At 37.7% G+C, this 23,448-nt stretch carries 21 protein-coding genes; 19 read left to right on the forward strand and 2 right to left on the reverse strand.

All coding sequences use genetic code 11. From position 1 onward, the window contains the following. Nucleotides 1-3 precede the first annotated feature (3 nt). Nucleotides 4-1,497, forward strand: a complete 1,494-nt coding sequence (galT, locus tag BO15_RS0108630; protein WP_033153955.1) for a UDP-glucose--hexose-1-phosphate uridylyltransferase — start codon at nucleotides 4-6, stop codon at nucleotides 1,495-1,497. 46 nt (nucleotides 1,498-1,543) lie between these two features. Here the strand turns inward: galT and BO15_RS13255 are convergent, their stop codons facing one another. Then, nucleotides 1,544-2,605 carry a GGDEF domain-containing protein gene (locus BO15_RS13255; protein WP_081828611.1) on the reverse strand — a complete coding sequence of 354 codons (1,062 nt, stop codon included), beginning with the start codon at nucleotides 2,603-2,605 and terminating at the stop codon, nucleotides 1,544-1,546. A gap of 154 nt (nucleotides 2,606-2,759) precedes the next feature. Between BO15_RS13255 and gltX the strand changes: the two genes are divergently transcribed. Beyond that, nucleotides 2,760-4,211: a glutamate--tRNA ligase gene (gltX, locus tag BO15_RS0108640; protein ID WP_033153956.1), complete on the forward strand. Its 1,452-nt coding sequence runs from the start codon at nucleotides 2,760-2,762 to the stop codon at nucleotides 4,209-4,211. Nucleotides 4,212-4,271: 60 nt separating this feature from the next. After that, entirely contained in the window at nucleotides 4,272-6,098 is a 1,827-nt protein-coding gene (locus tag BO15_RS0108645) for an ATP-dependent helicase (protein ID WP_033153957.1), read from the forward strand. Here BO15_RS0108645 and BO15_RS0108650 read toward each other — a convergent pair. Beyond that, a complete protein-coding gene (locus BO15_RS0108650; RefSeq protein ID WP_033153958.1) occupies nucleotides 6,071-6,382 on the reverse strand; it encodes a DUF1292 domain-containing protein in 312 nt (103 codons plus the stop codon). The two genes, BO15_RS0108645 and BO15_RS0108650, sit on opposite strands and share 28 nt — an antisense overlap. Nucleotides 6,383-6,512: 130 nt before the next feature. On the opposite strand from BO15_RS0108650, the gene BO15_RS0108655 reads away from it, so the two are divergent. The 16 genes from BO15_RS0108655 to BO15_RS0108730 all read left to right on the forward strand — a co-directional run bounded on the left by BO15_RS0108655 (nucleotide 6,513) and on the right by BO15_RS0108730 (nucleotide 23,430). Next, nucleotides 6,513-8,360, forward strand: a complete 1,848-nt coding sequence (locus tag BO15_RS0108655) for an alpha-amylase family glycosyl hydrolase (RefSeq protein WP_033153959.1) — start codon at nucleotides 6,513-6,515, stop codon at nucleotides 8,358-8,360. A gap of 7 nt (nucleotides 8,361-8,367) precedes the next feature. After that, a complete protein-coding gene (locus BO15_RS0108660; RefSeq protein WP_033153960.1) occupies nucleotides 8,368-8,904 on the forward strand; it encodes a DUF5662 family protein in 537 nt (178 codons plus the stop codon). A 15-nt stretch (nucleotides 8,905-8,919) separates the two neighbouring features. Further along, nucleotides 8,920-9,927, forward strand: a complete 1,008-nt coding sequence (trpS, locus tag BO15_RS0108665) for a tryptophan--tRNA ligase (protein ID WP_033153961.1) — start codon at nucleotides 8,920-8,922, stop codon at nucleotides 9,925-9,927. A gap of 85 nt (nucleotides 9,928-10,012) precedes the next feature. Then, nucleotides 10,013-11,548 carry a YifB family Mg chelatase-like AAA ATPase gene (locus tag BO15_RS0108670; protein ID WP_033153962.1) on the forward strand — a complete coding sequence of 512 codons (1,536 nt, stop codon included), beginning with the start codon at nucleotides 10,013-10,015 and terminating at the stop codon, nucleotides 11,546-11,548. Then, the gene (gene dprA / locus BO15_RS0108675) at nucleotides 11,548-12,645 is read left to right on the forward strand and encodes a DNA-processing protein DprA (protein WP_033153963.1); all 1,098 of its coding nucleotides are present in this window, start codon (nucleotides 11,548-11,550) and stop codon (nucleotides 12,643-12,645) included. The genes BO15_RS0108670 and dprA overlap by 1 nt, the downstream gene beginning before the upstream one ends. A gap of 125 nt (nucleotides 12,646-12,770) precedes the next feature. Then, nucleotides 12,771-14,843 carry a type I DNA topoisomerase gene (gene topA / locus BO15_RS0108680; RefSeq protein ID WP_033153964.1) on the forward strand — a complete coding sequence of 691 codons (2,073 nt, stop codon included), beginning with the start codon at nucleotides 12,771-12,773 and terminating at the stop codon, nucleotides 14,841-14,843. A 137-nt stretch (nucleotides 14,844-14,980) separates the two neighbouring features. After that, the gene (gene codY / locus BO15_RS0108685) at nucleotides 14,981-15,757 is read left to right on the forward strand and encodes a GTP-sensing pleiotropic transcriptional regulator CodY (RefSeq protein WP_033153965.1); all 777 of its coding nucleotides are present in this window, start codon (nucleotides 14,981-14,983) and stop codon (nucleotides 15,755-15,757) included. Between the two features lie 288 nt (nucleotides 15,758-16,045). Next, nucleotides 16,046-16,441 (forward strand): flagellar basal body rod protein FlgB, encoded by a 396-nt coding sequence (gene flgB, locus BO15_RS0108690; protein ID WP_033153966.1) that lies wholly within the window; start codon nucleotides 16,046-16,048, stop codon nucleotides 16,439-16,441. A 31-nt stretch (nucleotides 16,442-16,472) separates the two neighbouring features. Beyond that, on the forward strand, nucleotides 16,473-16,928 hold the full coding sequence (gene flgC / locus BO15_RS0108695; RefSeq protein WP_033153967.1) for a flagellar basal body rod protein FlgC: 456 nt from the start codon (nucleotides 16,473-16,475) through the stop codon (nucleotides 16,926-16,928). Nucleotides 16,929-16,945: 17 nt separating this feature from the next. After that, nucleotides 16,946-17,248, forward strand: coding sequence for a flagellar hook-basal body complex protein FliE (gene fliE / locus BO15_RS0108700; protein WP_033153968.1), 303 nt, complete (start codon nucleotides 16,946-16,948; stop codon nucleotides 17,246-17,248). 26 nt (nucleotides 17,249-17,274) lie between these two features. Further along, entirely contained in the window at nucleotides 17,275-18,885 is a 1,611-nt protein-coding gene (locus BO15_RS0108705; RefSeq protein ID WP_033153969.1) for a flagellar M-ring protein FliF C-terminal domain-containing protein, read from the forward strand. Nucleotides 18,886-18,888: 3 nt separating this feature from the next. Beyond that, nucleotides 18,889-19,896, forward strand: coding sequence for a flagellar motor switch protein FliG (gene fliG, locus BO15_RS0108710; protein WP_033153970.1), 1,008 nt, complete (start codon nucleotides 18,889-18,891; stop codon nucleotides 19,894-19,896). After that, entirely contained in the window at nucleotides 19,889-20,776 is an 888-nt protein-coding gene (locus BO15_RS13260) for a FliH/SctL family protein (RefSeq protein ID WP_052169863.1), read from the forward strand. Before fliG ends, BO15_RS13260 begins: the two co-directional genes overlap by 8 nt. Nucleotides 20,777-20,804: 28 nt before the next feature. Beyond that, the gene (gene fliI / locus BO15_RS0108720; protein ID WP_033153971.1) at nucleotides 20,805-22,097 is read left to right on the forward strand and encodes a flagellar protein export ATPase FliI; all 1,293 of its coding nucleotides are present in this window, start codon (nucleotides 20,805-20,807) and stop codon (nucleotides 22,095-22,097) included. 13 nt (nucleotides 22,098-22,110) lie between these two features. Beyond that, nucleotides 22,111-22,566 carry a flagellar export protein FliJ gene (fliJ, locus tag BO15_RS0108725; RefSeq protein ID WP_033153972.1) on the forward strand — a complete coding sequence of 152 codons (456 nt, stop codon included), beginning with the start codon at nucleotides 22,111-22,113 and terminating at the stop codon, nucleotides 22,564-22,566. A gap of 3 nt (nucleotides 22,567-22,569) precedes the next feature. Next, nucleotides 22,570-23,430 carry a MotE family protein gene (locus BO15_RS0108730; RefSeq protein ID WP_033153973.1) on the forward strand — a complete coding sequence of 287 codons (861 nt, stop codon included), beginning with the start codon at nucleotides 22,570-22,572 and terminating at the stop codon, nucleotides 23,428-23,430. The last annotated feature ends 18 nt before the right edge of the window (nucleotides 23,431-23,448 follow it).

The raw sequence follows: 23,448 nt of genomic DNA on the forward strand, positions 1-23,448 counted from the left end.
AATATGTTGCAGGAAAGTATAAAGAAATTAGTTCAGTATGGAATTGATACAGGGCTTACACCAGAGTGTGAAAGAATCTACACAACAAATCTTTTACTAGAGTGCATGAAGGAAGATGAGTACACTGATCCTGATTGTGATTTATCAAATATTGTATTAGAAGATGTGTTAAAGGATTTGCTTGATGAGGCAGTTAATAGGGGAATCATTGAAGATTCTATTACATACAGAGATTTGTTTGATACAAAGCTTATGAATCAGCTTTGCCCTAGACCATCACAGGTTATTGATAAGTTCAATGACATATATAAGAAAGAAGGCCCAGAGGCTGCTACAGATTTCTTCTATAATATGAGTCGTAATTCTGATTATATTCGTACATATAGAGTAAAGAAGGATTTGAAGTGGACCACAGAAACAGATTATGGAACACTTGATATTACAATCAATCTTTCAAAGCCAGAAAAAGATCCAAAGGCTATTGCAGCTGCTAAGAATGCGAAACAATCAGCATATCCAAAGTGTCAGCTTTGCATGGAAAATGAGGGATACGCTGGACGTACAAATCATCCAGCCAGAGAGAATCATCGTATCATTCCTATCACTATTAATGATAGCAAGTGGGGATTCCAGTATAGTCCTTATGTTTACTATAACGAGCACTGCATCGTATTCAATGGTGAACATACACCAATGAAAATCGAACGTGCCACATTTGTTAAGTTATTCGATTTTGTTAAGCTTTTCCCACACTATTTCCTTGGAAGTAATGCAGACCTTCCTATCGTAGGTGGTTCTATCCTGAGCCATGATCATTTCCAGGGTGGTCATTATACATTTGCAATGGAAAAAGCTCCAATTATTAAGGAATTCTCTGTGAATGGATATGAGGATGTAAAGGCAGGCATCGTTAAATGGCCACTTTCAGTTATTCGTCTTCAGTGCAAGGATGAGAAGAGAATCATTGATCTTGCAGAGCATATATTGAATGCATGGAGAGGTTATACTGACGAAGCGGCGTTTATTTTTGCAGAGACTGATGGAGAAAAGCATAATACAATTACTCCTATCGCGAGAAAAAGAGGAGAGTTGTTTGAGCTTGATTTAGCTCTTAGAAATAATATTACAACAGAGGAACATCCTCTTGGAGTTTATCATCCACATGCTCATTTACATCACATTAAGAAAGAAAATATTGGTCTTATTGAGGTAATGGGACTTGCTGTTCTTCCTAGCCGACTTAAAGGTGAAATGGAGCAGCTTGCAGACTACATTGTAAATGGCAAGGATTTAAGAAGTAACGAAGTTCTTGAAAAGCATGCTGATTGGGTCGAAAGCTTCTCAAAGAATTATGATAAGATTGATGAAAGTAATGTAAATGAAATTCTTCAGCAGGAGATTGGAAAGGTATTCTGTGAAGTCCTTGAATGTGCTGGCGTTTATAAATGCACAGAAGAGGGAATGGAAGCATTCATGAGATTTGTAAATACTTTGTAAAGATATTAATAAAGCCATCTAGTTAGAAGCTAGATGGCTTTAGGTTTTATATGTCTGAATAATTAACAATCTGATTACGACCATGATTCTTTGCGTAGTATAAAGCTTTATCTGCTTTGTCAACACACTGCTGATAAGTATCATTTTTGTCGTAGCAGCAGAGTCCCATAGATATTGTTATAGGACAAACACCATTGTCTGATTGCTCAATTTCTGAACGAAGCTTTTCGGCTGTTTGCAATGCGTTATTAATTGTACAATCCACAAGAATTATAATGAATTCCTCGCCACCCCAGCGAATAATGTAATCATCTTTTGAAAGATGATTCTTGATTTTAGTAGATACATATTTAAGAATTTCATCACCAGCTTCGTGACCGTAAGTGTCATTTACTTTCTTAAAGAAGTCAATGTCAAACATGAGAACTACAATATCTTTTTCCAATGAAAATTTATCTGTTGCTGGGTCAATTATTTCATTTATGATATATCGATTATTAACGCCTGTGAGCTCATCTGAGACAGAACTGATTTCCAATTGCTTTTTTATAAGGTATTGATCCGCGTAGGAATTCTCCAAAATCCAAAGCATAATAACAACACCAATATAAAGCGGAATTGCAAGGGCTAACATGATGGTGTAGTACTCATAATGATTCCACATATTTGAAATAATGATATTGGCCATCAAAAGAGCGTGCAAAACTATGTGGTATTTTAGTGGAGTAGCAAAACCAATCGCCAGGAAAGCAAAGTGCATGATAATGAAGCCTTCACGAGCATAATCCCTATTCTCCAGATGATAAATGGCCCATATTGTACACCACATAGCTGCATGTGGCATCAAATAATATAGAAGGGTTCCCCATTTGTAATCAATTATTCTTGGATAAAGAATTAAAAACAGGATAAGAGGTATTACAATGGAAAATCGAGGAATTACTGTCTCAGTTGCAAATCTTCCATATAAAATGCAATCGGAGATGAAATAAGACATCTCTAAAAGGCCGATTAATATGGCAGAATATCCACTAACAACCCTGAAATAATCAAATTTGGATTGATAAAAACTATTTAATTCATCTTTTCTTATTTTTCGAGTTAACATAAGTTTGATTATACGACAGGAAATAACTATACACAACGTTACATTACGTAACGTAACGGTATATACTTGAAAATTTACAAAATTAGTATAGAATAGTTTAGGATTGCATTTTTATGTAAGTCTTAAATTAATTTGATTTTATGCGAGGTATAAAATGAGTAAGGTTAGAACACGTTTCGCACCATCTCCTACAGGAAGAATGCATGTAGGAAATCTTCGTACAGCTCTTTATGCTTACCTAGTAGCAAAGCACGAGGACGGCGATTTTCTTCTTAGAATAGAAGATACAGACCAGGAGCGTCTTGTTGAGGGTGCTGTAGATATTATTTATAGAACACTTGCTGCTACAGGTCTTATCCATGATGAGGGACCAGATAAAGACAAAGGCTTCGGTCCATACGTTCAGTCAGAGCGTCAGGCACAGGGAATTTACCTTAAGTACGCAAAGCAGCTTGTTGAAAAAGGAGAGGCATATTACTGCTTCTGCGATGACAAGCGTCTTGAAGAGTGCAAGCAGGTTATTGGTGGAAAGGAAATCCACATCTATGACAAGCATTGCTTAAACCTTTCAAAGGAAGAGGTAGAAGCAAATCTTGCTGCTGGAAAGCCTTATGTAATTCGTCAGAACAATCCTCGTACAGGTACAACTACATTTGTAGATGAGTTGTACGGAGAGATTACAGTTGATAACGCAGAGCTTGATGACATGATTCTTATCAAGTCTGATGGATATCCAACATATAACTTTGCAAACGTTGTTGATGATCACCTTATGGGAATCACACACGTTGTTCGTGGTAATGAGTACATTTCTTCATCACCTAAGTACAATCGTCTTTACGAAGCTTTTGGTTGGGAAGTACCAAAGTATATCCACTGCCCACTTATTACAAACGAAGAGCACCAGAAGCTTTCTAAGCGTTCTGGCCACTCATCTTATGAAGATTTAATTGAGCAGGGATTCTTGACAGAAGCAGTTGTTAACTTTGTTGCTTTACTTGGATGGTCACCTGAAAACGATAACGAAATCTTCTCATTAGATGAGCTCGTTAAAGAGTTTGATTATCACCGTATTTCAAAGTCACCAGCAGTTTTTGATATTACAAAGCTCAAGTGGATGAACGGAGAGTACATGAAGGCTATGGACTTTGATAAGTTCTATCAGATGGCTGAGCCTTACCTCAAGGAATACATCAAGGGTGATTATGATTTAAAAAAGATTGCAAAGATGGTTCAGACTAGAATCGAAATCTTCCCTGACATCAAGGATCATGTAGATTTCTTTGATGCAGTTCCTGAGTATGACAGTGCAATGTATACTCATAAAAAGATGAAGACAAATGAAGAGTCTTCACTTGCAGTTTTAAAAGAACTTCTTCCTGTTCTTGAGGCACAGGATGACTACTCAAATGATGCTTTATATGCACTTCTTTCTGGATTTGCTGCAGAGCATGAGTACAAGAATGGATATGTGCTTTGGCCAGTACGTACAGCTGTTTCAGGTAAGCAGATGACTCCTGGCGGTGCAACTGAGCTCATGGAGATTCTTGGTAAAGAAGAGTCTATTAAACGAATCAAAGCAGCTATTGAAAAGCTGTCTAAATAATTTAATACATGCAGATAGAGTCGGGAAACCTCTATAAAGAAACGCGGTTATCTATATTTTATGAATCTTAATGATAGCCAACAAAAAGCAGTTTCACATATGAATGGGCCATGTCTTGTGCTGGCAGGGCCTGGCAGTGGGAAAACTGCAGTGCTTACAAGGCGTGTTATGGCCCTTATAGAATCTGGTGTACCGGCTCGAGAAATCTTGGTGATTACATTTACCAAGGCTGCGGCTTTAGAAATGAAGGAACGTTTCGAAAGGTTATCAGATGATATTCATCCTGTGACTTTTGGGACGTTCCATTCTTTATTTTGGGGAATTCTACAAAAAGAAATTGGTTTTAAGTCTACAGATATTATCATGGAAAATACTAGGACAAAAATAATTAGAGAGGCTATGGCGCGGGTAAATTTAGACCATGATGATAGTTTGCTTGTGAAAAGCTATTCATCAGAGCTTTCTTTTATAAATAATCGAGTTGGAGGGTTGGATAATTATTTGCCAAAGTCTGTAGACAAGAAGGACTTTAAAGATTTTGTATTAGCCTATGAAAATCTTAAAGCTAAATATCATGTTATAGATTTTGATGACATGTTAAAGAAAGCGTATGAACTCTTTTATAGCAAGCCTGAAATACTTGAAAAATGGCAAAATCGATTTTCTTATTTTCTTGTAGATGAAATGCAAGATATGAATGATTTGCAATTTCAGTTAATTAAGATGCTTTCTACTAGAACAAACAATATTTTTTGCGTAGGAGATGATGACCAGTCTATTTATGGATTTCGAGGAGCAAATCCGAAACTAATGGATGATTTTAGAAGACAATATCCGGATTGCAAAGTTGTTGTTCTTGACTATAACTATAGAAATCCTGCTAATATTGTGAAAAAAGCAGGTAATTTGATATCAAAAAACACCATGCGTTTTCAAAAACAAATAATGGCAACTGCTGAGGAGGGGAAACTATGTGTAGAGGAACTGAAATCCGAAGGGGATGAAGCTGATTACATAATTTCAAAGGTAAAAGAGCTTAATAGGGAGGGGACATCCTTTGATGAAATTGCTATTTTGTATCGTAATCATTCTGATGCAAGGTATATAGTTGATAAACTATTAGAGCAGAAAATTCCTTTTTATTTAAAAGAGAAAATGCCTAATATTTATTCTCATTTCATTATTTCCGATATGGAAGCATACTTTCAGATTGCCATTGGAAATGAAACGCGAGCTAGACTTTTAGCTATCGTAAATCGCCCTAATCGATTTTTACATAGAAGAAGTGTGGAATATAGAGGAAATTTGCAAGGAATAAAGTCCTTTTATAAAGATAATCCAGGCTGCCTCAGGGCTACAGAGGCGTTAATTGCGGATGTGAATTTGATAAGCAAAATGTCGCCATGCGCTGCGATTAATTACATAAAGAATGTAATGGGATATGACAGCTTCTTGCGAGAGGAAGCAGTGAAACAAAATGCTGATGTAAACGAATATTATGATGTCTTGGATTTTTTCATTGAAATGACAAAGGATTGCAAGACTATAAAGCAAGCCATTGATAAGCTGAATATTATGAGACTTAAGGTGGATTATGAAAACAAAACGAAGGTAATAGATAAAAAGAATAAAATCGGTCTTTACACTTTGCACTCAAGCAAGGGATTGGAGTTTGAAAATGTTTTTATTATTGGCGTAAATGATGGAATAATCCCAAGTAATAAAGCGGATTCCAAAGAGGAGATGGAGGCGGAACGGCGTTTGTTTTATGTTGGAATTACCAGGACTAAGCGAAATCTTTATTTGACTTATACAAATAAAAAGAACCGGGATAAATCCCGATTCTTAAATGAGCTGAATTATTCTTCATCTAAAGCTTCTCCGTAAAGTTCATCGAACTTCTTAGCTACTGCATCGTATTCTTCATCAGACTCGATGTTGTCAAGCGAAGGTGCGCCTGTTTCATCCTCGAAATATCTATAGATGTATACCTGACCTTCAGCATTTTCCTCGCCGTTTTCATCGAGAGGAAGAAGTACAATATAATCCTGATCGCCTATGTCAAAGATTGTGAGAATTTCACATGTCACTTCTGAACCATCATCCAAACTTAAAGTGACAACAACATCATCGTCTTCATTGTCAACTGGAAATACTTGATTCTCGTCCATTCTATACTCCTTTTGTTTATTTTATTTGTTTAAGACATGTCCTTATGATATAATTCATCAGGAATATTGTCTAGTAAAATTAATTATTATTTGAGTTTAATATACAGCTTTTTGGAATCGAGGCATAGTTATGAAGGTATTAAGGGGCGATTTTAGGGAATATGGTCCAAGGATAAGTGCAAAGGATGGTGTTATTTTCACGGTAGCGATTAAATCTACTACGGAAAAGGCATCCATTCTTTTATTTGATAAAAAAACAAAAAAGCAGCTACAGGAAATAGAGCTTATACCGGATTTTGCTGTAGGAAGAGTATATTCTGTTGAAGTTACTGGTATAGATATTGATAAGATTTGTTATCTCATAAAAGAAGATGATAAAACTGCGCTTGATCCATACTGCACAGCTGTTGTAGGTCGCGATAAGTGGGGAGATGTTAAGGAACGCCAGACAAAAGAGTTTGCTGTATATTCTGGTATTTCACATATTGAAAAAACCTGGAAGGACAAAAAAGTAGAAATTGCTCCTTCTGATATGATTCTTTATAAGCTTCACATGCGTGGATTTACTGCAGGATTTAATATGGCAGCTTCGAAAGTGGGAAATTACAATGGCCTTCTTTCGAAAAAAACATATTTGAAAAACATGGGTATTACCAGCATTGAGATTATGCCTCTTTATGATTTCGAAGAGTTATTTTTAGATAATAAAATGCTTATATCTCCTAAAGGGATGATTACCGAGACAAAAGAGTTCTCTGGTAAGAAAAATTATTGGGGATTTGGCATTGCTAATTATTTTGCACCAAAGGCATCTTATTTTGGTGGGGCTTCCAATGCATGTGAAGGCCTGCGCAGCATGGTTAGCAATCTTCACAACAGTGGTTTTGAAGTTATTATGGAGATGGCTTTTGCTGCTGAAACGCCAGATGACCTTATATTAGAGTGTTTAAAATATTACGTTAAGTATTTCCATATTGATGGATTCCACATAGTAGGATGCAATGCGCCAATTCAGCGTATTGCAGCTGAACCTTATTTGGCTGATACAAAGATTTTCTACGAATTTATTCCAGAGGAAATCCTTTGTAATGAAAAAGGTAAAAAGCATTTGTTTGTGTATAACGATTCATTTATGAATGTTACCAGACAGATTGAAAACCATATGAACGGAAGTATGGTTCAGTTTGCAAATCATATGCGTAGACAGAATAGTGCCTATGGTTTTGTAAATTACATGGCGAATGTTAATGGATTCTCATTGTGGGATTCATATTCATACGGTGAAAAACACAACTGGGATAATGGCGAAGATAACAGAGATGGTACTAACAACAATTATTCTTTCAACTATGGAGTTGAAGGAAAGACTACAAACAAAACCATCAATGCTAATAGATTCAGAGAGATGCGTAATGCTTTTACAGCGTTGATGCTTTCTCAGAGTGTGCCACTTTTTGTGGCTGCAGATGAAGCTGCGGCTACACATCTTGGAAATAATAACCCTTATTGCCAGGACAACAAAGTTGGATACACTTGTTTTACAAAGACAAAGAGCAAAGATTCACTTACAGGATTTGTAAAAAATTTGATTGAGTTTAGAAAGAACCATAAATGTATTAGAGTTGAAAGTCCATTTTTAATGAATGACTACAGACATTTAGGTCTTCCTGATATGTCATTTCATGGTACCGAGCCATGGATGATGTCTATCGGTGAGGAGCAAAAAGCGTTGGGTGTTCTTTATAATGGTGCCTATGTTGATGAAGAAGAGGAAGTATTTGTATGCTATAACTTCCACTATGATGCTGTTGATATGGCACTTCCACTTTTAGCTCCAGGAAAACGATGGCGTTTGTGCTTTAACACAGCTAAAGATACTGATGATTTTGAACCAAAGCCTATACATGACCAGCAATCAATTAATGTTCCAGGCAATTCCATCAGCGTGCTTGTTGGGGTAAAGCCAGGAAAGAGGTAGTTATTTAATGAAGGCTTGGGAACATTTTAAAACAATCACCCATCATCGTCGTTTAGTTAGAAAGGGATGCTTTGCTGTAGGTCTATACATGCAGGGACTTCTACATGATTTATCAAAGTATTCATGGGTTGAGTTTCGAGTGGGGGCTAAGTATTATCAGGGTACACAGAGTCCAAATAATGCTGAAAGATTAGAGACAGGGGTTTCTATGGCGTGGCTTCATCATAAGGGACGCAACAAACATCATTTTGAATATTGGATAGATTACAGCTTGGATGAGCATCATCATATGACTGGCATGGAGATGCCTGTAAAATACGTTGTTGAAATGTATTGTGACAGAGTGGCAGCATGCAAGACCTATCAAAAGGAAAAGTATAACGATTCTAGCGCATTAGAATATTACAACAGGGGCAAGGGTAAATATATGATGCATCCTAAAACAGCGGCTTTGTTGGAGGATATGCTTACATATCTTGCTGAACACGGTGAGAGTGCGACAAACGAATATATTCGCAAAAATATACTAAAGAATAAAAAGTAATTTGGAGATAACATTATGGAAAAAGAGAGAAAAGTATTATATTCAGGTATGCAGGCAACAGGAAAGCTTACCATTGGCAATTATATAGGAGCATTAAAGAACTGGGTAAATCTTCACGAGGACTATGATTGCTTCTTTGGTGTTATGGATTTACATTCTCTTACAGTTAGACAGAATCCTACAGAATTTAGACAAAACGCAAGAAGAATATATACACAGTATGTGGCAGCTGGACTTGATCCACAGAAAAACTGTATTTATTTCCAGTCACATGTACCAGCACATGCTCAGTTAGGCTGGATTCTCGATTGCTATACATACATGGGTGAGCTTAATCGTATGACTCAGTTTAAGGATAAGTCTGCAAAACATGCAGATAATATTAATGCAGGCTTGTTTACATATCCTGCACTTATGGCTGCAGATATTCTTTTGTATCAGACTGATTTGGTGCCAATTGGAGCAGATCAGAAGCAGCACTTGGAAATCTGTAGAGACGTTGCAGAGCGTTTCAACAATATTTACGGAGATGTATTTACTATTCCAGAAGGATATTTCCCAAAGGCGGGCGCGCGAATCATGTCTCTTGCAGAGCCTACAAAGAAAATGTCTAAATCAGATGAGAATGTTAATGCAACAATCTATCTTATTGATGATAAGGATACAATCATCCGCAAGTTTAAGAAGGCTGTTACAGATTCTGATGCTGAAGTTAGATATGATGTTGAAAATAAGCCTGGTGTATCAAATCTTATGGAAATCTACGGTGTTGTTACTGGAAAGTCTATGGATGAGGTTGCTAAAGAATTTGAAGGTAAGGGATATGGCGATTTTAAGCTTGCTGTTGGTGAGGCAGTAGCGGATATGCTTGAACCATTCCACGTTCGTTGCGCAGAGCTTGAAAAGGATAAGGCATATATTGATGGCTGCATCAAGGAGAATGCAGAAAAGGCATCTTATTTTGCTAATAAAACTCTTCGCAAGGTACATAAGAAGCTTGGTTTAACAGAAATGATTAGATAATAATGATGTTGTATTTAAGACAGGAGTATGCTAAGATAACTCCTGTCTTTTTCTATTTTCAATTTTAATTCCAAAAGGAGTTTAATTGTATAGTATTGTAAATACCGCGACGATTTTCGGTATTGATTCTAAGCTTATATCTGTGGAAGCAGATATATCTGAAGGTATGCCCATTTTTGAAATGGTGGGTTATCTTTCATCTGAAGTGAAAGAAGCTAAGGAGAGGGTGAGGGCTGCACTTAAGAATGCAGGCTATGCGCTACCTATTAAGCGAATCACGGTCAATTTATCACCAGCAAGTATTAGAAAAACAGGAGCAGGCTTTGATTTGCCTATTGCTGTGGCTATTTTATCTGCTATAGGAATAATTAATTGCGAGAAGCTTTCATCTATATGTCTATGTGGCGAAATAGGCCTAGATGGCAAAATACAGCCTGTAAATGGTGTGCTATCTATGGCTATGGAGGCCAGAAGAAATAATTTGCAGATAATGATTGTTCCTAAGGACAATTTAGTTGAGGCTAGGCTGGTAAATGATTTGACTACAATTGGCGTAAGCCAGATTTCTGAGGTAATCGAGCTTTTAAATGAAGGCGTATTTGATGCCAAAGATGAAATAATCAATATGGAAGAGACATCTCAGGAGGATATGGAATATGATTTTTCCATGATTAATGGACAACAGGCTCTTCGTCGAGCTTGTGAGGTGGCTATCTCAGGCATGCATAATATGCTTATGGTTGGCCCTCCGGGAGCGGGGAAATCCATGATAGCGAAATGTATTCCTTCTATATTACCTGCTATGGATGCTGATGAGCAGTTAGAATTATCAAAGATTTATTCTGTCTGCGGTATGTTTGATGAACGGGGCGGTCTTATGAAGAAAAGACCTTTTAGAAGCCCACATCATACCGTGTCGCCTCAGGGATTGGTTGGAGGTGGACAGAATCCAAAACCAGGCGAAATATCCTTGGCTCATGGAGGGGTACTGTTTTTAGATGAGCTTACAGAGTTCACTAAATCTACAATTGAAATGCTAAGACAACCTCTTGAGGATAAAAAGGTAAATATTTCAAGAGCTTCTGGAAGCTTTACATTTCCGGCAGACTTTGTAATGGTGGCTGCAATGAATCCTTGTTCTTGCGGGTATTATCCTGATTTGAATAGATGCCACTGTAGCAGAATGTCCATTCAAAGATATTTGGCTAAGATATCTCAACCATTGCTTGATAGAATTGATATTTGCGTAGAAGCACCTACTTTAAATTTTGCACAGATTGCATTGCGTCAGAAAAATGAGTCTTCAGCTGATATAAGAGTTAGAGTGGAGCGGGTTCATGAAATTCAACGTGAACGATATAAGAATTTTGATTTTAAGTTTAACAGTCAGATTCCTAGTAGCCATATAGATGTATTTTGCCCTCTAAAGGAGGATGAAGCTAAATATATGGAAGAAATGTATGATAAGTATTCCCTTACTGCTAGAACCTATCATAAGGTGCTTAGAGTGGCTAGAACGATAGCAGATATGGATGGTTGCCAGGATATTAGCCTTGTGCATCTTCAGGAGGCAGTTTGCTATAGAGGGCTTGATAAGCATTACTGGGAGGAGGGAATCTAATGGACAAACACCTTTACCAGTACTGGTTTATGCGTAATGAAGATATTACTTATTCAAGAAAACATAAACTTATTGATTATTTCTACGATAGTTATAATATCTATTTTGCTACGAAAAAAGATTTGGTTGATTCGGGATTGATGGATGATAAAACAGCCGATACTTTTATACTTAATCGCGGCAAGTTTGATTTATCTAAGGAGTATGAGGAGTTTTCGCATTCCCCTTTTTCCTTTATAACAATGGAAGATGTGGCCTATCCTGATAAGCTAAGAAACATTTATGATAAGCCCTATGGTCTTTATTATGTTGGGCAAATTCCATCTTTGGAAAGGGCGGTTTCTATTGTAGGAGCTAGACGATGCAGTGCATATGGCAAAAGAATTGCTCTTCAAATTGGAGACAAACTTGGACAAAATGGATACACCGTTATCAGTGGTATGGCCAGAGGAATCGATGCATATGGTCATAAAGGATGTATAGATGCAGGTGGTAAAACTATAGCTGTTTTGGGAAGCGGCTGTGATGTAATATATCCTGCTGATAATAGAATATTATATGAAGAGATTCTTTCAACTGGCGGAGCTATAATTTCAGAATATCAGATGGGGACAAGTCCTGTTGCAATGAACTTTCCTAGAAGAAACAGGATAGTTTCGGCACTTTCTGATATTGTTGTTGTAATTGAAGCAAGGGAAAAATCCGGTTCTTTGATTACAGCAGATTTTGCGTTGGAACAAGGTAAGGATATTTACGTTACTCCCGGTAGAATAGGGGATTCGTTAAGTTCTGGCACAAATAAACTTATTGCCCAAGGGGCAGGAATCATATACGACATAGATCAGTTTATAGCTGATATACAAAATTTTTATGGATTAAAACCTGAAAAAATTAACGCTGAAAAGAAGCCAAAAATTATTCTTACTGAAGAGCAGAAAAGGGTATACAAATTGTTTGATGATTATCCTAAAAGTATTTCCACAGTTATAGAAGAAAGTGGTATGGATTATCTTAATTTATTGTCTGTAGTGCTGTCTTTAGAAAGGCTTGAATTGCTTTCTGAAGTGTTCAAAAATAATTACGTAAAAACAGCGTGATTTGTTGATGGATTTTATATGAAAATTATTAAATTGTTTTGTCAATAGGTAAAATTTTCCTTGAAAAGAAAAAAATAATGTTGTATAGTGATTTTCGATTTCTTTGTGAATAGGAGCAAAAAAATATGGCAAAAAATCTAGTCATTGTGGAGTCACCAGCAAAGGTGCATACAATCAAAAAGTTTTTAGGCAGCAATTACGAGGTTATGGCATCACAGGGCCATGTTCGAGATATGCCTAAAAGTCAGCTTGGCTTTGACCCAGAAAATGATTTTGAACCTAAATATATAACAATTCGTGGAAAGGGTGAGCTTCTTGCTGCACTCCGTAAGGAAGTAAAGAAAGCAGATAAGATTTATCTCGCAACTGATCCCGACCGTGAGGGAGAAGCTATTTCATGGCATCTTACTCACGCACTCAACTTACAAGATAAAAAGGTATACAGAATTACCTTTAATGAGATAACAAAAACTGCTGTAAAGAATTCACTTAAGCATCCAAGAGAAATAGATATGGATTTAGTTGATGCACAGCAGGCAAGACGTATGCTTGATAGAATGGTTGGATATAAAATCTCTCCACTTCTTTGGGCAAAGGTTAAGAGAGGCCTATCGGCAGGCCGTGTACAGTCTGTTGCACTTCGTATTATTTGCGACAGAGAAAAAGAAATTGAACAATTTATTCCTCAGGAATATTACACACTTGATGTATTGCTTGATGCTAAGGATGCAAAGAAGCCAATCGTTGCTAAATATTATGGTGATACATCTGGTAAGAAGGATATTTCAGACAAGGAAAGCCTTGACAAAATCATGAATGATTTAAAGGGTGCTGATTTTAACATCGCTTCTATTAAGCGTGGAACTAGAGAAAAGAAGGCGCCATTGCCTTTTACTACATCTACAATGCAGCAAGAGGCATCAAAGGCTTTAAACTTCTCAATTCAAAAGACTATGAGCGTTGCTCAGCAGCTTTATGAAGGTGTTAGTGTTAAGGGCCATGGAACAATCGGTCTTATCACATATCTTCGTACTGATTCTACAAGAGTTTCAGATGAGGCGAGAGCGGCAGCTGAGCAGTTCATTACTGGCAATTATGGTCAGGAATATTTGTCAGCTCCTGTAAATTCAAGCAAGAAGAATACTGGTAAGGTTCAGGATGCTCACGAGGCTATTCGTCCTGCCAATATCGAATTGATTCCATCTGAAATCAAGGAGAGCCTTACTAGAGATCAGTTTAGACTATATCAGCTTGTATGGAAGAGATTTGTGGCAAGCCAGATGGCAAATGCCATTTATGATACAGTTTCACTAAATGTTCAGGCAAAGAATCATGTATTTACAGCATCTGATTCTTCAATTAAGTTTGATGGATTTATGATGATTTATGTTTCAGCTGATGATGAAGCAGAATCTAAGACTCATCCGTTATCAAAGCTTACAGAAGATACAAAGCTTGAGTTTAATTCTTTTGAGGAAAAGCAGCATTTTACACAGCCAGCACCTCATTTTACAGAAGCGTCTCTCGTAAAGACATTAGAAGAGCTTGGTATTGGTAGACCATCAACCTATTCACCTACCATTACAACTCTTTTAAAGCGTCATTACATTACAAAAGAGGCAAAGAACCTTTTTGTTACAGAACTTGGTGAAGTAGTCAATTCAATTATGGAGGCATCATTCCCTATAATTGTTGATGATAAATTTACTGCAAACTTGGAATTACTGCTTGACGGTGTTGAAGAGGGAACAGTTGAATGGAAATCTGTTGTAAGAAACTTCTACCCAGACCTTGAAAAGGCAGTTGAAGTGGCAGAAGAGGAGCTTGCAAAAGTTGAGATTCATGATGAAGTTACTGATGTTATCTGCGAAGAGTGCGGAAGAAACATGGTAATTAAATTTGGACCTCATGGTAAATTCTTAGCTTGCCCAGGATTTCCAGAATGTAGAAATACAAAACCATTCCTTGAAAAGATAGGAGTGCCATGCCCTAAGTGTGGCGGCGACGTTGTTATTAGAAAGTCACAGAAAGGAAGAAAATTCTTTGGATGTGCAAATCATCCTGAGTGTGACTTTATTAGCTGGTCAAAGCCAACCACAGAGAAGTGTCCAAAGTGTGGAACATATATGGTGGAAAAGGGTAATAAACTTGTTTGTGCAAATGATGATTGTAGATTTGTAGAAAATCAGAATAAATAGCGGTAAATTTTCTGATATTTATTGCGATTTGTTCTAATCGGTGCTATAATTGGTACAAATTTCACATTAGTTCGGGGACGACAGTTAGATTGATTTGGCACAATATAGTGTTTAGATTCAGGAGGAATACATTTTAAATGAGCGTACAGTTATTAGACAAGACAAGAAAGATTGGAAAACTTCTTCACAATAATAATTCATCAAAGGTTGTTTTTAACGACATTTGCTCTGTTCTTACAGATATTTTGGATTCTTCGGTTCTTGTTATTTCTAAGAAGGGTAAGGTCCTTGGACTTTCACACTTACCAAACACTACAGAAATTGGTGAGTTAATTGTTGACGAGGTTGGAGGATTTATTGATCCACTTTTAAACGAGAGATTACTTTCAATTCTTTCAACAAAGGAAAATGTTAACTTAAAGACATTAGGTTTTGAAAAGTCTGATATTGATATGTATTCAGCAATCATTGCACCAATTGATATTGCTGGCGAGAGACTTGGAACACTTTTTGTTTACAGATTTGATAAGCAGTACGATATTGATGACATCATCCTTACAGAGTACGGTACAACAGTTGTTGGACTTGAGATGATGCGTTCAGTAAACGAAGAGTCTGCAGAAGAGAACAGAAAGCTCCAGGTTGTTAAGAGCGCTATTTCTACACTTTCATACTCTGAGCTTGAAGCTATCATCCATATCTTTGATGAGCTTGATGGAAACGAAGGCGTTCTTGTTGCTTCAAAGATTGCAGATAGAGTTGGTATTACAAGATCAGTTATAGTAAATGCACTTCGTAAGTTTGAATCAGCTGGTGTAATTGAATCTCGTTCATCTGGTATGAAGGGTACATACATCAAGGTTCTTAATGACGTTGTATTTGATGAGCTTAATGAGATTAAGAAAAATAAATAATTAGGATTTTATTTAAAGGGACTTACATTTTGTAGGTCTCTTTTTTGTTATTATTCATAACTTTAACACAAAAATATTTTATGATGATAGTAATTATAAAATGGTGATTTGTATTCTATATTTATGTAATTATCGCGAAATACAACACTAATAGTGGCGATTGAGTAAATGAATGTATGCCACTATTTCTTGTGTTTAGAATTAATAAAATATACTACATGATGTAAAAAAGCCTTGTGTTTTTTTACATATAATTTATAATTAAATTAGTCTAGGAGGATTGTATATATGATTAGTTCAGATGCATTCGGATATATCAACTTACTTGATAATACAGCAGATGTGAGCTGGCAGCGCCAGACTCTTATTATGAATAACATTGCTAACGCTACAACTCCTGGTTATAAGAGACAGGATATAGAGTTTGAGAGTGTCCTTAGAAAAGAGCTTATCAACACTCATGAGCGTTCTTTGGAAAGAGCGGTTAATGTCTTAGACGATGATGGAAATCATGTTGATGGCATTGAATATACAGATTATGAGAATTACTCATACAGACTCGATGGCAACAACGTTGACATGGATACAGAAAATGTGGAGCTTGCTTCTGAACAGATTAGATATCAGACTCTCACAACCAGTGTTAACAATGAAGTTGGACGTTTCAAGTCAGTTATTTCATAATCATGATTGTTAAATAAACGGAGGAAAGGCTATGGGATTATTTCAACCTTTTGACATTGCTGCATCAGGCATGACAGCACAGCGTTTCAGAATGGATGTTATCGCTGAAAATATTGCAAATGTCAACACCACTCGCACAGAGAATGGTGGCCCTTATACGCGTAAAATAGTTACATTCCAGGAAAAACAGTTAAAGGCGGGTACTCCATCTTTTAGAAACATTCTTAAAGAGAGCACAGCAGCTTATAATGGCAATGGCGTAAAAGTTTCAAAAGTGTCTGAAGACACTGAAACAGATTACATAATGGAATACGATCCATCTCATCCAGATGCTGATGAAAATGGATACGTTAGATATCCAAACGTAAATACAGTTACAGAGATGACTAACCTTATCGATGCCAGCCGTGCGTACGAAGCAAATACCACAGCATTCCAGGCTATTAAGTCTATGGCTACAAGCGGCATTTCAATTGGACAGGGATGATATTAAAGGAGAATTAAATGGACGTTAGTTCTATTCAGAGTTTATATGGTGCTACGCCGGTCACATCAAGCGAGACAAAAGTGAACGCAGATACAGGATTTCAAAGCATGCTTAATTCTGTTATGAGCTTATTAGAGGATACAAACTCACAGATTCAACAGGCTCATAAAGAAGAAGTTGCTTTTCAGCTTGGTGAGACAGACAACACTCATGATTTGATGATTGCAGAGCAGAAGGCAAACATTGCATTACAGTATACTGTAGCAGTTCGTGATAGAGTGCTTGAGGCTTATCAGCAGATTATGCAGATGCAAGTCTAATTAGGTATTATTAAAGGGAGAACAATATGCCAGAACAAATTCAAGCTATCATTAATCGAATACTTGAATGGTGGAGAAAGTTTACTAGAAGACAGCAGGTGTTGATTGTATCAATTACTGCTGTTGTTATTGTGTCATTTATTATTTTAGGAGTCATTATTTCACGTCCAAACATGGTTCAGTTGATCCAATGCGAGGACGGGGTACAGGCGGCGGCAGTTAAGCAGTTGCTCGATGATGAGGGAATTGCATACGAGACAAGCGAGGATGGATATACTTTCTATATCGAGGATAAGGACAAGGCTAATGCCAATGTCTTACTCGGTTCAAATGACATTCCAAGTTCAGGATACTCCATCAACGATGTTGTAGATGGAAGTTTCTCAACAACAGAAGCAGACAAGCAAAAGAAATATAAACTTTATCTTGAAAATCAGTTTGAGGATATGTTAGAGTCACAAGCTGCTGTCAATTCTGCAACAGTTATTCTTACTATCCCAGAGCAGGATGGAACAATCCTTGCTAGAGAAGCAGATTCATACGCAAATGTTACACTTGATTTGAATGCACAGATTTCAGGGGATACAGCTGCCGGCTTAGCTCGAGCTTTAGCTGTCAATCTTGGAAACGATGACACAGAGAATATCTTTATCATGGATACAAATGGTAATGTTTTGTTCTCTGGTGGTGATGCAACGTCAGCTGCTGGAAATGCCAGTGCTAATCAAGATGTGAGAGAGAGAGCTAGCAGTGAAATCGTAGATAGAGTGCACACAGTTTTGGAAGGAACTAATCTTTACGACGATATTTCTGTAGGTGTTAACCTTTCGATGAACTTCGATGAAAATAGCTATGTTACATACGATTATTCAGTTGATGAAGGTCGTACAGAAGGCTATTTAGATAGTGAATCTGGTTCTAACTCAACTAACACATCAGGTGCAGGTGGCGTGCCTGGTACAGATTCAAATGACGATGACACTACATACGTTATAGAGGATGGTACTCAGTCGGAAAGCACAACGGAAGAGTTTTACAAGGATTATCTTCCAGATGAAACCATCACAAATCATACAGATGAAATGGGTAAGAGAGAGCTTGAAAATTCTTCAATCTCTGTTACTTGTAAAACATATGCAATCTATAATCAGGACAAGATGGAGAGCGATGGCACCCTAGAGGAATTGGGACAGACATTCGATGAATTCGTTAAAGAAAACTCTGATCCAGTCCAGCTTGAAGTTACAGATGATATTGTGGAAGTAGTTGCACAGGCTACAGGATTTCCATCATCAAGCGTTAAAATCGTAGCTTACGAGATTCCAATGTTCCAGTATTCTGAAGGTTCAGGCATTGGACTTACAGATATTCTTCAGATTGTACTTGCAGCACTCATCTTCTTAATGCTTGGCTTTGTTGTATTCAGAAGCCTTCGTACAGAAGAAGAGGAGCCTGTGGAGCAAGAGCTTACAATTGACGATTTAATTGCTTCTACACAGGAAGAGGAAGAAGAGCTTGAAGATATTGGTTACACAGAAAAATCTGAGGCTCGAATATTAATAGAAAAATTCGTGGACGAAAAACCAGAGGCTGTAGCACAGCTTTTGAGAAATTGGCTAAACGAGGATTGGGGATAAGCTATGGCTACTGAAGATTTAAATGGAGTACAAAAAGCGGCTATACTTCTTATCGCACTTGGCCCAGAGAAGTCTGCTCAGATATTTAAACATCTCAAGGAAGAGGAAATAGAAGAATTGACTCTTGAGATTGCAAATACTCGAAGCATTTCTCCTGCCTTGAAGGAAGAAGTTATAGAAGAGTTTTATCAGGTTTGTCTTGCACAGCAATATATCGCAGAGGGTGGTATTGGCTATGCAAAGGAACTTTTGGAAAAGGCTCTTGGCGACGACAGAGCTCAGGATGTTATCACAAAGCTTACTGCATCTTTGCAGGTTCGTCCATTCGAATTCATTCGAAAGACCGAACCTTCTCAGGTGTTGAACTTCATACAGGACGAGCATCCACAGACAATTGCTATGATTCTTTCATATCTGTCTGCAGGTCAGGCATCGCTTATTATTGGTGCGTTGCCTCCCGAAAAACAGGCTGATGTTGCAAAACGTATAGCTATGATGGATAGAACAAGTCCTGAAGTTATAAAAGAGGTTGAACGAGTGCTTGAAAGAAAGCTTTCTTCACTTATCAATCAGGATTACACTATCGCCGGCGGTGTAGATGCGGTAGTAAACATTTTAAATACAGTAGACCGTGGTACAGAAAAACGTATCATGGAGTCTCTGGAAATCGAAGAGCCAGAGCTTGCTGAAGAAATCAGAAAGAAGATGTTCGTATTCGAGGATATCTTGCTTCTTGATGATAGAGCTATTCAGCGTGTTCTTAGAGATGTTGATAACTCTGATCTTGGTGTGGCTCTTAAGGGAGCAAATGATGAGGTTCAGGCAGCTATATTCAAGAACCTTTCTTCTCGTCTTGCTGCAATGATTAAGGAAGATATGGAATTCATGGGCCCTGTACGTATGAAAGATGTAGAGGAAGCACAGCAGAAGATTGTAGGTATAATCCGAAAGCTGGAGGATTCCGCAGAGATTGTAATTTCAAGAGGTGGAGGAGACGAGCTTGTTGTCTAGTAATAATGTCATTTACGGCTTCCAGGTTGCACCAAATCTTCCAGATGAGGAAGGGGAATCTGAGCAGCTTGTAATTGACTCAAATGAATTAGCTAAGCAGCTGATTCTTAAACAGGAAAGAGAATATAAAGCGAAGCTTCTCGAAGAAGAGAGAGAGCGTCGTTTAGCAGCTATGCGTGAAGCTGGCGAAGAAATTCCTGATGGGATGGATGCAGATGAGTTCTTAGGCTTAGCCGATACTATCATGCAAAAGGAAGAACCTGATGTTTCTGCCCAAGTGGAAGAACTTTTGGAAGATGCCAGAAATCAAGCGCAGGCTATTATTGATGATGCAAATGCTCAGGCTCAGGAGATTCTTAATGCGGCACAGCTTAATGCAGATGCCATGAAGAATCTTGCCAGACAGGATGGCGAGAAAGAAGGATACAACGAAGGTACTCAAAGAGCTGCTCTTGAGTTGCAAGATGCTCAGCAACAAATGCGAGCAGAGGTTGATCGTGTTCAAAATGAATATATGGAGCGTGAGCTTCATATGGAGCGCGAAATCGTTGAAATGTGCCTTCCAGTATTCGAGCATGTATTTGCTGCAGAGTTATCAGGCCGAAAGGATGTAATATATCATCTTTTAGATCATTGTATTATGAAAATTGAACGCACTGGTCAGATGCAGATTAAAGTCAGCGATGCTAATGCGGAATATATAAAGAGCAAAAAAGAGGAGATTCAAGGAAAGGTAGGAGCTGAGGTAGGACTTGATATTATCGCAGATCCTCTTTTGAATGATGACCAGTGTATTATTGAAACTGACGGTGGAATATTTGACTGCAGTATTGATACAGAACTGGACAATCTTATTAGAGAGATTAGAGCCTTGAATTAAGGAGAATGATTTGGACCAAAATTCACTAATGCAGCTTGTTGAAAAAGATTATTTTAAATCTCTTGGCAAGGTGGTTAAAGTAGTTGGACTTACAATTGAATCAGTTGGACCGGAGGCTAAGCTACGTGATTTATGTGAAATCATTGTAGAGGGCTCAGGGGAAAGAATAAAAGCAGAGGTTGTCGGTTTTAAAGATAAACGTCTGCTTTTGATGCCTTATGAGAATGTAGAGGGAATTGGTGTTGGATGTATGGTTGAAAATACTGGTCATCCACTTGAGGTTGCTGTTGGAAACGAGCTTTTAGGTCATCTGGTAGATGGACTTGGTGTTCCATCAGATGTAGATGATTTAACTCAGTTTGAGAATATGGTTAATTATCCTGCGGAAGCAGACCCACCAGATCCAATGTCTCGTGTAATCATAAAGGAGCCTTTGTCTTTGGGTGTTAAGGCTGTTGATGGCTTGATTACTGTAGGTAAGGGACAGAGAATTGGTATTTTTGCTGGCTCAGGTGTTGGTAAATCTACACTTATGGGTATGTTCGCTAGAAATACTAAGGCCGAAATAAATGTTATTGCTCTTATAGGAGAGCGTGGACGAGAGGTTAGAGAATTCGTAGAAAACGATTTGGGACCAGAAGGTATGGCTCGTTCTGTAGTAGTTTGTGCCACATCAGATAAGCCAGCCCTTATTCGTAAAAAGGCAGCGCTTACAGCTACAGCAATAGCCGAATATTTCAGAGACCAAGGGAAGGATGTCCTTCTCATGATGGATTCTCTTACACGTTTTTCTATGGCTCAGCGAGAAATAGGCTTGGCTTCCGGTGAGCCTCCTGTTACACGAGGATATCCACCATCTGTATATTCGGAGATGCCTCGTCTTTTGGAAAGAGCAGGTAATTCTGCAGTTGGTTCTATCACAGGGCTTTATACTGTTCTTGTTGATGGTGATGATTTCAACGAACCTATCACTGATACAGCTCGTTCTATTTTGGATGGACATATTATGCTTAACAGAAAGTTGGCTCAAAAGAATCATTACCCAGCTATTGATGTGCTGCAGTCTATTTCTAGAGTTATGTCTGCTGTAGCTACACCGGAGCATAAGGCTGTGGCAGGTAAGCTTAAAAATGTTCTTGCTACCTATCAGGAAGCAGAAGATTTGATAAATATTGGAGCATACAAAAATGGTTCAAACAAATCTATTGATTATGCTATTAAGAAGATTGACGCTGTTAACGAATTCTTGTTACAGCAGACACACGATAGATTTGAGTATGATGATATTATTGAGCAAATGACAGCTATATTCCAGGATTAATAAGGAGTGAATTATGGCGAAGTTTGTTTACAGAATGCAAAACATTCTTGAGCTAAAACAGAAAATCGAAGAACAAGAGAAGGCTAATTTTGGAATGGCTACTGCCAGGTTCAACGAAGAGCAGCAAAAGCTGCGAGAGTTGATGATTAAGCAGGCAGGCTATGAAAGACAGTTAAAGGAGCTTTCTATTGGTGATATTGATATTAGTAAAATCAAGACCTGTAAAAATGCAATTTCTTCGATGAAGGTTGCCCTTCGTGATCAGATGATAGAACTTTCAAAAGCACAAAAGGCCATGGAAGTTGCTAGAAAAAAGCTCAATGAAGTTATGATGGAACGCAAGATGCATGAAAAGCTTAGAGAGCATGCATTTGAAGAGTTCTTGGATGAGATTGATTACGAAGAAAGCAAGATTACAGATGAGTTGGTAAGCTATTCATATTTTAATGCAGAGAAAGAGGAAGAGTAAGTTATGGCAGATGTAACAGAAGAAGTTGGAAACACAACTGAAGAAGATCCAAAGGCTGCAAAGAAAGCTGCAAAAGAAGCTAAAAAGGCTGAAAAGCAGGCTAAAAAAGATGCAAAGAAGAATGGTGAAGAGGGAGCTGATGAGGAGGAGAGCTTAGGTATTGGCGGCAAACTTATCATGGGCTTTGTTGTGCTGTTAATCATTCTTATTTGGCTTGTTATTTTTGCCTTTCTTGTAAAGATGGATGTTGGCGGATTCGGCTCGACAGTACTATTTCCTGTTTTAAAGGATGTACCATATGTTAATAGAATCTTACCTGGTATTGAGGAATACATCCCAGCAGAAGAAGACGAATATGCAGCATATACTACAGTTGATGAGGCGGTAGATCGAATCAAAGAGCTTGAAGTAGAAATCGAAGCTCTTAAAGAAACGGGCACTCAAAATAGTGATTATATTGCAGAGTTAGAGGCAGCTTCAGCAGAGCTTGCTGAATACAAGGCTAACGAGGCGGCGTTCGAAGAAACTAAAGAAAAATTTTATGAAGAGGTTGTTTTTTCGGATAATGCACCCGATATAAATGAATATAAGACTTACTATGAGTCTATAGAGCCAGAGAATGCTGAAGCTATCTATAAACAGGTGGTTTCTCAAATCCAGACGGATGAAGAAATCGAAGATTATGTTAAGGCATATTCAAGCATGAAAGCCAAAGATGCAGCTGCCATATTTGATACTATGACAGATGATTTTGATCTTGTATGCGAGATTCTCTCAGCTATGGACGCTAGTACGAGGGCAGATATTTTAGCTGCTATGTCCGAAGAAAATGCAGCTATTATAACCAAGATGATGGAGCCTTAGTCTTATATTTGCAATTTG

Origin of the sequence: Pseudobutyrivibrio ruminis HUN009 (assembly GCF_000703005.1) — a bacterium.
GTDB classification, from domain to species: domain Bacteria; phylum Bacillota; class Clostridia; order Lachnospirales; family Lachnospiraceae; genus Pseudobutyrivibrio; species Pseudobutyrivibrio ruminis_A.

What these genes read in the sequence shown, in the direction of transcription:
- galT (WP_033153955.1), top strand. Translation starts at nt 4, where the DNA reads ATGTTGCAGGAAAGTATAAAGAAATTAGTTCAGTATGGAATTGATACA.
- BO15_RS13255 (WP_081828611.1), bottom strand. Translation starts at nt 2,605, where the DNA reads ATGTTAACTCGAAAAATAAGAAAAGATGAATTAAATAGTTTTTATCAA.
- gltX (WP_033153956.1), top strand. Translation starts at nt 2,760, where the DNA reads ATGAGTAAGGTTAGAACACGTTTCGCACCATCTCCTACAGGAAGAATG.
- BO15_RS0108645 (WP_033153957.1), top strand. Translation starts at nt 4,272, where the DNA reads ATGAATCTTAATGATAGCCAACAAAAAGCAGTTTCACATATGAATGGG.
- BO15_RS0108650 (WP_033153958.1), bottom strand. Translation starts at nt 6,382, where the DNA reads ATGGACGAGAATCAAGTATTTCCAGTTGACAATGAAGACGATGATGTT.
- BO15_RS0108655 (WP_033153959.1), top strand. Translation starts at nt 6,513, where the DNA reads ATGAAGGTATTAAGGGGCGATTTTAGGGAATATGGTCCAAGGATAAGT.
- BO15_RS0108660 (WP_033153960.1), top strand. Translation starts at nt 8,368, where the DNA reads ATGAAGGCTTGGGAACATTTTAAAACAATCACCCATCATCGTCGTTTA.
- trpS (WP_033153961.1), top strand. Translation starts at nt 8,920, where the DNA reads ATGGAAAAAGAGAGAAAAGTATTATATTCAGGTATGCAGGCAACAGGA.
- dprA (WP_033153963.1), top strand. Translation starts at nt 11,548, where the DNA reads ATGGACAAACACCTTTACCAGTACTGGTTTATGCGTAATGAAGATATT.
- topA (WP_033153964.1), top strand. Translation starts at nt 12,771, where the DNA reads ATGGCAAAAAATCTAGTCATTGTGGAGTCACCAGCAAAGGTGCATACA.
- codY (WP_033153965.1), top strand. Translation starts at nt 14,981, where the DNA reads ATGAGCGTACAGTTATTAGACAAGACAAGAAAGATTGGAAAACTTCTT.
- flgB (WP_033153966.1), top strand. Translation starts at nt 16,046, where the DNA reads ATGATTAGTTCAGATGCATTCGGATATATCAACTTACTTGATAATACA.
- flgC (WP_033153967.1), top strand. Translation starts at nt 16,473, where the DNA reads ATGGGATTATTTCAACCTTTTGACATTGCTGCATCAGGCATGACAGCA.
- fliE (WP_033153968.1), top strand. Translation starts at nt 16,946, where the DNA reads ATGGACGTTAGTTCTATTCAGAGTTTATATGGTGCTACGCCGGTCACA.
- BO15_RS0108705 (WP_033153969.1), top strand. Translation starts at nt 17,275, where the DNA reads ATGCCAGAACAAATTCAAGCTATCATTAATCGAATACTTGAATGGTGG.
- fliG (WP_033153970.1), top strand. Translation starts at nt 18,889, where the DNA reads ATGGCTACTGAAGATTTAAATGGAGTACAAAAAGCGGCTATACTTCTT.
- fliI (WP_033153971.1), top strand. Translation starts at nt 20,805, where the DNA reads ATGCAGCTTGTTGAAAAAGATTATTTTAAATCTCTTGGCAAGGTGGTT.
- fliJ (WP_033153972.1), top strand. Translation starts at nt 22,111, where the DNA reads ATGGCGAAGTTTGTTTACAGAATGCAAAACATTCTTGAGCTAAAACAG.
- BO15_RS0108730 (WP_033153973.1), top strand. Translation starts at nt 22,570, where the DNA reads ATGGCAGATGTAACAGAAGAAGTTGGAAACACAACTGAAGAAGATCCA.